Origin of the sequence: Okeania hirsuta (genome assembly GCF_003838195.1) — a bacterium.
GTDB classification, from domain to species: Bacteria; Cyanobacteriota; Cyanobacteriia; order Cyanobacteriales; family Microcoleaceae; genus Okeania; species Okeania hirsuta.
In genome coordinates, this window is sequence record NZ_RCBY01000272.1 from 1 (window position 1) to 8,750 (window position 8,750).

6 protein-coding genes and 1 pseudogene are annotated in these 8,750 nt (G+C 33.9%); all 7 read left to right on the top strand.

Features of this window, described 5'->3' with window-relative positions; translation table 11 throughout:
- Positions 1-107: 107 nt before the first annotated feature.
- Positions 108-312, top strand: a pseudogene (locus tag D5R40_RS42920) (HD domain-containing protein); the annotation flags it as partial.
- Between the two features lie 377 nt (positions 313-689).
- A complete protein-coding gene (locus tag D5R40_RS38185) occupies positions 690-2,027 on the top strand; it encodes a glycosyltransferase family 4 protein (protein WP_205127714.1) in 1,338 nt (445 codons plus the stop codon).
- A gap of 393 nt (positions 2,028-2,420) precedes the next feature.
- On the top strand, positions 2,421-4,091 hold the full coding sequence (locus D5R40_RS27690) for a glycerol-3-phosphate dehydrogenase/oxidase (protein WP_124155510.1): 1,671 nt from the start codon (positions 2,421-2,423) through the stop codon (positions 4,089-4,091).
- Positions 4,092-4,439: 348 nt separating this feature from the next.
- Complete coding sequence (locus D5R40_RS27695) at positions 4,440-4,982, top strand: metal-dependent hydrolase (protein ID WP_124146956.1); 543 nt, start codon at positions 4,440-4,442, stop codon at positions 4,980-4,982.
- 4 nt (positions 4,983-4,986) lie between these two features.
- Entirely contained in the window at positions 4,987-5,808 is an 822-nt protein-coding gene (locus tag D5R40_RS27700) for a hypothetical protein (RefSeq protein ID WP_124146957.1), read from the top strand.
- A 54-nt stretch (positions 5,809-5,862) separates the two neighbouring features.
- Positions 5,863-6,852, top strand: coding sequence for an NAD-dependent epimerase/dehydratase family protein (locus tag D5R40_RS27705; RefSeq protein ID WP_124155511.1), 990 nt, complete (start codon positions 5,863-5,865; stop codon positions 6,850-6,852).
- A 50-nt stretch (positions 6,853-6,902) separates the two neighbouring features.
- The coding region (locus tag D5R40_RS27710) for an HAD-IIIC family phosphatase (RefSeq protein WP_124155512.1) at positions 6,903-8,750 on the top strand (1,848 nt) is incomplete at its 3' end.

Here is an 8,750-nt window from a genome sequence, read left to right on the forward strand (position 1 = left end):
GAACAATACTTTAACCCTCGCTTTTTTATCTATACAAGAATAAGTAGACTGATAATTCTGATGACGATGCTTGTACCTTTATTGTACTACATTTTGTGCTTCAAGATGTGGGTCACATTTCTCAGCTTTTAGGGGTAGTTAGTATTGCCCTTGAATATGGAATGAGGATGAGGCCATAGCAGCACTACTTCAGGATGCAATAGAAGATCAAGGTTGGCCACCTGATTTGGACAGAAATTAGACTACAGTTTGGAGAGAGTAACAGAAATAGTAGATGGTTGTACCGATACGGATACAACTCCGAAACCTCCTAGAGAGGAATGTAATGTTCTGTATAAATAAGTTTTCAATATACATATTTAATATAAGTAGTGAATTTAATTATGTAATCTTGAGTTTACAAGAGAATTATGAAATTCTGATGAAGATCATCGGGCCTAAAGGCCATAATTTTTAAAGTTTTGGTAAAGTTCCTCGAAACTACTTGAAATTGCTGATGCTGATTGTTAGGATACTAAGTAATAGAAAAAACTTTGAAATTCATGCTTACTATAAGCAATTAACTGTTGAATTCACAACCTATACTTTTGTGAATTCAAGTATATCTAGCTTTTTGATTGATCTGCAAATAAAATTGCGTTATCAAATATAATTGCCAAAATTTATGAGGTGCTAAAAAGGTTTTAATTATGGTTGAATCATTTACTTTAACTAAAAATCACGGAATACAGTTATTTGATGCAAAAAACAATGAAAATCTGGAAATAATCAATGACAAAACCAAAAACTCTAATTCTCCTTTAGATATTTTATTTTTAATTCCTCATCCTTTTTATCAAGACCGAGGTTCACCTATTGCTGATAATTTAGTTTTAAAATTTTTATCACAACAAAACGATAAAATTGATGTAGTAACCTATCCACAAGGGAAAGATGTTGACTATAAAAATACTAATATATACCGTACAATCAACATCCCATTTGTCAAGAATGTACGTCCTGGATTTTCTTGGAAGAAAATTATTTATGACCTATTAATGTTCCTAGAAGTAGCTAGACTACTTTCCAAGAAACGTTATAGTTTAATTCATGCTGTAGAAGAATCAGTATTTATCGCATTACTACTGAAATTTTTGTTGAATATTCCTTACATCTATGATATGGATTCTTCTTTACCTCAGCAAATGATCGAAAAATATCCGTTTCTTTCACCTTTTATTTATGTCTTAAAGTGGCTTGAGAAACACGCAGTCAAAAATGCAGAAGTTGTAGTTCCAGTATGTCAAGCTTTGGCTAATAATATCAATCAATATCAACCCAAAAAGGTTGTACTATTACCAGATATTTCTTTGTTAAATGAAAAAAAAGTTGCAACTAAGCATAACCTCAAAAAAGAGCTAAAAATTAGCAATACAATGCTAATGTATGTGGGTAATTTGGAACAATACCAAGGTATGGACTTACTGCTAGATAGTTTTGCTTTAGCACTAAAACAAACAAAAGAAGTTGATTTAGTGATAGTAGGAGGAGAGCAAGAAGATATTAAAAAATATCAAAATAAAGCTAAAAAGTTAGGAATTCAAGAAAAAGTATATTTTCTAGGAAAGAAACCTGCTAGTGAATTAGGAAATTATCTTGCTCAAGCTGACGTTTTAGTATCTCCTCGGATAAAAGGTAAGAATACACCAATGAAAATATATTCTTATCTTGATAGTGGTAAAGCTGTCTTAGCAACTAATTTACCAACTCATACTCAGGTATTAGATGACAAAACAGCAATGTTATCTCACTCTAATCCTCAAGCTTTTTCCAAAGGAATAATTTCTCTAATTAAAGACCCTGAATTAAGATTTAAATTAGGGGAAGCAGGTAAAAACATGGTTCAGAAAAAACATAGTTATGCTGCTTTTTGTGAAAAGTTAGGTAGTATCTACAATCAAGTAAAAGAAACAATTAACTCTGACAAAAATCAGAATGGAGATTCTGAAAAAAAGCTTGTGCAATCAGGAGATTATCAAGTATCTTAAGGTTAGCTAAATCGCCGATTTGGCGTGAGATGAATCGGCGGTAAATTAATGGGACTCGATGTCTAATTAATTTACAAATTTTTATGTTATCATTGAACTATGCTGGTTTGAGCTAATCGCCGCCAGTAATGAACCATGAAAATTTAATAGGATATGGGGTTATTGGCCCGAATTCCTAGTCAACTGTGGGAAAACGTAAAATCTTATTCCGGAACTAGGTGAGCAGTTTTTTATGTGCAAAAAGAGCGGTGGGGCATCTCGTTCTTAAAGCTCGTGGAGTCCGACGGGATACCGGGACTGTGAAACGAGAAGCCCACACTATACCGTCAGGTTAGTGTGCGAGTATGTCACTAAAGTTATCTTCGTTATCTACATCCTTAGATTTCAGATGTTATGGAAAGAAATTTAACGGAACTAACTAATCAAGTTTACGATGTACTGGTAATAGGTGGGGGAATATATGGAGCTACTCTAGCTAGGGAAGCAAGTCTGTGTGGCCTCTCTGTAGCCCTTGTAGAAAAAAATGATTTTGGTGCGGCAACTTCTGCTAATAGCTTAAAAACTATTCACGGAGGACTGCGATATCTACAAAATGCCGATTTTAAGCGGATGCGGGAGTCAATTCACGAACGCACCACTTTAATGAGAATAGCACCCCATCTTATTCATCCACTGCCAGTTTTGATCCCTACTTATGGACATGGGTTGAAGGGAAAAGAAGCTTTGTCTATAGCATTAGCAGTTAATGACTTGGTAAGTTGCGATCGCAACAGACTCCTAGACCAACAAAAACATATTCCTAACGGTCGTGTAATTTCTCAAAAGAAATGTTTGGAGTTACTTCCTGGTATTTCAACTCAAGGTTTGACCGGAGGAGCTATATTCTATGATGCTCAAGTCTATAATTCAGAAAGACTGAACATATCATTTTTACGCTCTGCTGACCAAAAAGGCGCAACTGTAGCAAACTATGTTGAAGTTAATGGGTTTATTCAAAATGATAATCGCATTACTGGCGTAACGGCAATAGACCGACTAACTGGAAATAAATTAGATATCCGTGGTCAAACATTTATCAATACCTCTGGAGCTTGGGTAAATAAAATTCTAGGTATGGTCAACCAACAAGAGCGATCGCCTTTTGGTTTGGCTAAAGCAATGAATTTAGTTACCACTCGTCCTCTATTTGAAAAATATGCAGTAGGTATTACCAGTAAAAATAGTTCTGCTGACTCAGATGGTATAGTTAACAAAGGTAGTCGCTTTCTATTTATTTCTCCTTGGCGTGGGCGGTCTATGATTGGTACAGAATATGCAGTTTATACTCAAGACCCCGATGATTTTCAAATCACAGAAGAAGACATAAATCAATTTATTACTGCTATTAACCAAGCATATCCAGGAGCAAAGTTAAAGCGAGAAGAAATTTCATTTGTACATGGGGGGATGCTACCAACAACTAATGTTAATCCTAAAACTGGCGAACCCGTCTTAGCCAAACATTATCAAATTTTAGATCATTCCGAAACTGGATTATTAGGTTTAATTTCAATAGTAGGAGTGAAATATACCACTGCCAGAGACGTAGCTGAAAAAGTAGTTAATTATCTATTCAAATCATTAGGGAAAAAATCTCCTAAGTCAGTTTCATCAGTTACACCTATATATGGTGGGGAAATAGAAAATTTTAACGCTTTTTTACAGAATGCTATTGTAGAAAACCAAGGAAAAGGTTTAACAGAATCAACTATTCGTCGCCTAGTTTATAACTATGGCTCTGCTTATCCAGAAGTTCTGAATTATTTGGATAATCCTGAGAGTGAACTGCAAGTTATTAAAGCTGAAATTTTCCATGCTATCCATCAAGAAATGGCTCATAAATTAAGTGATGTAATATTGCGCCGGACAGAATTAGGTAGTGCTGGATATCCAGGGGATGAAACTATTCTATTCTGTGCTGAAGTTATGAGCAAAGAGTTAGGTTGGAGTCCGACAAAATTACAACAAGAAGTAGAGGAAATCAAAAATATTTTTGGATTTACCCCAGTCAAAATTTCCGTCTAGATAAACTCCAGGAAATCTCTAATTTTGTTTTATCCAAGTCATTTCAGTTATCATTTATCAGTTAGCCTCCCAAGTGGTAACTATGTTTTTTCCTTTCCTTTCCTGTTAATGGATTTGTTTTTTTCATACCCTTCAAAGGGGAGGCTTGAGACCTTTTTTTTGTCAGAAAATTGAAAGTAAAATTATCTGAAAAAAACAAACTTTAAGCCCTCAAAAATTGAGCTGATTATTTGCTCCCCTTAGTTTTGAAATTCTCGGGGAGATTGTTTAAGTTAATTAGTATAACTATCCTGATACCAGCGCCAAAATTATTTTAATACTTTTCCTTTATATCAACAATTTTTAACTATGCCATCTCCAATAGCTCACTCAGTTTCTGGATATGTACTAGCTAAGTTTCTACCCCAGGAAAAATTGAAATATTATCCCTCTCGTTGGTGGAGCTGGGAAACTTTTTATCCTGTTTTTGTCGCTATTTTTGCTGACTTTGATTTTCTACCTCAGTTAATCACAGGCGAAAGATTTCATAGGGGTATTACTCACACTTTTGTTTTTGCCATTGGTTTTAGTTTCATAGTTAGTTGGCTAATTAGTTATTGTCGCAAATCTTCCTTTAAACAACTATTTTTATTTACTTTAGTTATCTATAGTTCTCATTTGGTTTTAGACTTTTTCACTGCCACAAGTGGTTCTGGTTTACAACTTTTCTGGCCGTTTACAGATACATATTTGAAGTCAGCAATACCGTTTTTTCCCTCAGTTCATCACTCCAGAGGATTATTTGATGTCAGCCATTTTATATTTATTACTTGGGAATTGTCTTACTCAATATTAATTGTCGGTATATTATGGCTGTGGAAAAATTTTCGCTCTAGCAAATTTATTGAATAAATCAATGAATAGTCAAGTCAAAATAAATCAAAAAATTATTGCAGATGCTCACGTTCATATTCATAAATGTTTTGAACTTGACCAACTATTGAATGCATCTCTAGCAAATTTTCATAAAATATCAAGAACGAAAACCGATACTGAAAACTCGGTTTTTTTGATATTTTTAACAGAAATGCTTGGTGATTTTGAATTTAGTAAAATATTAGAATATGCTCAAAATCATCAGCAAATTAATAACTGGAAATTAGCTCCAACTCAAGAATCAATATCAATTTCTGCCACTAATAACGAGAATCAAAAAATTTTCATCATTGCTGGTCGGCAAATTGTAACCGCAGAAAAATTAGAAGTTTTAGCCTTAATTTCAGATAATGAATTTGTAGATGGTTTACCTGTAGAAACTACCATCCAAAACATAGTATCAAAAGATAGTATACCTGTGTTACCTTGGGGAGTAGGAAAATGGATAGGGAAGAGAGGTAATATTTTACAAAAGTTATTAAATTCAGATACCCTTTCTATGATATGTCTCGGTGACAATAGTGGTCGTCCTAATTTTTGGTCAAGACCATCTTATTTTCAACTAGCTGAAAAAAAGGGATGGAAAGTTTTGCCAGGAACAGACCCTCTACCCTTAAAATCTGAATATACCAAACCAGGAAGTTTTGGGTTTATAGTAGAGGGTGAATTTAATATAGTGGAACCAGGAAAAAGCATGAAGCAGATTTTATTAAACCCTACTACTTCAATTCAACCCTATGGTTCCCTGGAAACACCATTTCGATTTATTCGTAACCAGTTGGCTTTACGATTAAGTGCATAAGCAGTATAAACCGATAAATATAATTTAAACATAATTTAAAATTTTAGTTGGCTAATGAGTAAAGTATTAGTAACAGGTGGTAAAGGTTTCCTGGGAAGTCATATAGTTTCTCAATTATCTGCAGCAGGAAACAATGTGCGAATTTTTGCTCGTCCTCCTGCAACAGGAATTCCTAATAACAATAGTTCTGAGAAGTATGATGTAGTTTGGGGAGATATCAGAGATGCAAAAGCTGTAGAAAAAGCAGTCGAAGGTGTAGATAATGTCATCCATGTAGTGTCAAATTTTCGCAAAGGTGGATCGGATGACAAAGAAGCTCATGCAGTTAATGTAGAAGGTACAAATCACGTCTTAGAAGCTGCAAAAAGGCATAACGTGAAACATCTGATTCATTGTAGCACTATTGGAGTTCATGGAACTGTCCTAGAAATTCCAGCTAATGAAGAGACTGCCTTTAATCCTACAGACCTTTATCAAGAAACAAAATTAATTGCTGAAAAACGAGTGTGGGAATTTTATCGAGAAACAGGTCTACCAATTACCGTAATTCGTCCCATCTCATTATTCGGACCCGGCGATCGCCGAATGTTGAAATTGTTTAAAATGATCAAGAAAGGGCGATTTGTGATAGTTGGAGATGGAAATGTACTATTTCATCCTTCTTATATAGATGATGTAGTGCGAGGATTTTTACTTTGTCTAAATAATGAAAAGGCAATAGGAGAAGTATTTATTTTTGGAGGAGAAGGATATTTAACTCTTAATGAATTGTGTAAATTAATTGCTACAGAATTGGGAGTTAAACCTCCAAATATTAGAGTTCCTTTAGGTCCGGTTTTGACTTTGGCAACACTTTGTGAAAAGGTTTGTGTTCCTTTGAATATTGAACCACCTTTACATAGAAGAAGGGTAAGTTTTTTCCAAAATAATCGGGCATTTTCTATTGGAAAATCCAAGGAAGTTTTAGGATTTGAACCCCAATACTCGATTAAAGAAGGGATTCAAAAAACTAGGGATTGGTACCGAGAACAGGGATGGTTATAAGTACATAATTAGGTTAAATAGATAAGTATTTAATTAGAGATGTAGGAAACATGGATAAAAAGCTGAAGCAACTTTTGAAACAAGCAAATTCTCTTGATGAATTAGTCGATCTAATTAAACAAGTAGATTTTTCAGAAATTAAAAGTACAGAAATTAGCTTAATTGATAAAAGTATCAAAAAACTCTCTCAGAAACCAGAATTTAAAATTGCCTATCTAGGAAACTATACAATTGAACCTTTACCTTCCTATGTGAATGTTTTCTCTGTTTCTGAAGGAATAATTGCAGGAGAATATATTGGCAGCTATCAGCAATATTTTCAGGAATTACTCAATCCTAATTCTCCCCTGATTAACTATAATCCTGATTTAATTTATTTAGATATATCTCTCAGGGAGTTACAACCAAAAATATATTATGAGTATTCAAGCTTATCTTTAGATGAAAGAAAAAACAGCTTAAATTTTATTATTTCCCACATATCAGATTGGCTAAAAGTAGCAGTTAATCAAACCAGTGCCAATATTCTGATAAGTAACTTTCTACAGCCAAATTTTTATCAAACAGGTATTGCTGACCTGAATCAGGAATATGGAGAATCAGAATTTTATTTAGAATTAAATTTGGAACTCCTGCGTTTACTAAAAAAAGAGTCAAGAGTACATCTTTTTGATATTGAACGGTTAGCTTCAAGGTTTGGTAAAGAACAAGTCCAGAATGCAAAAATGTATTATATCGCCAAAATGGAATGGCGAGAAAATTTTCTCCCAACTATTGCCAGGGAATTAATTAGATATATAAAAGCAATAAAAGGTTATACCAAAAAATGTCTTGTACTCGACTTAGATAACACTCTGTGGGGAGGAGTAGTTGGAGAAGAAGGAGTAATGGGTATTAAAATAGGTCAAGGCGATCCAGTTTCCGAAGCATTTTTAGAATTTCAACGCAAAATTAAAACAATTAAAGACCGAGGAATATTACTGGCAATTTGTAGTAAAAATAATATCAATGATGCTTTAGAAGCTTTTGAAAAAAGACCAGAAATGCCGCTGAAAAAATCTGACTTTTCAGCAATGGAAATCAACTGGGAACGTAAGCACGAAAATTTACAAAAGATTGCCTCTACTTTAAATATTGGCACAGATAGTTTAGTTTTTATAGATGATAATCCGGCAGAGTGCAGTTTAGTTACTCAAATGATGCCAGAAGTTAAAACTATATTATTGCCATCCGATCCTGCTACTTATTCAGGATTACTAGACCAACTGAATGAGTTTGAAAAAATCCAGATTTTGCAAGATGATTTAAGCAAAGCTACTCAGTATATCCAAAATAAACAACGGGAAGATCATAAGCAGCAAATTGGAGATATGACAAGCTATTTGCAAAGTTTAGGAACAGAAATTAAGATTTGGGAAGCAACGGAAGAAGACTTACCTCGCGTGCATCAATTATTTAGCAAAACTAATCAATTTAATCTGACAACTATTCGTTATTCAATGGCAGAAGTAGAGGAGTTTTTTCGAGATGGGAATTATGACTTGACTGTAGTATCTGCCCATGATAACTTTGGAGAAATTGGTATAATAGCTCTATATTTGGTTGACCTCCGAGAAAAACCTTATTTGCTCATTGATAGTTTGATAATGAGTTGTAGAGCAATGGGTAGAGGAATAGAAACGGCGATCGTTAACCATCTGAAAACTAAATATCTCACCAACTATCCTGAAATTCAACTTAGCGCTACCTATATTCCCACCAAAAAAAATAAACCAGTTGTAGATTTTTTTGAACAACAGGGATTTGAGGTAGTAGAAAAAGAAGAGACAGGTACAAAAAAATATATTCTCAAGTCAGAATCTGCTAAATTGATTGATAGTTCGTGGATTAAAATTATT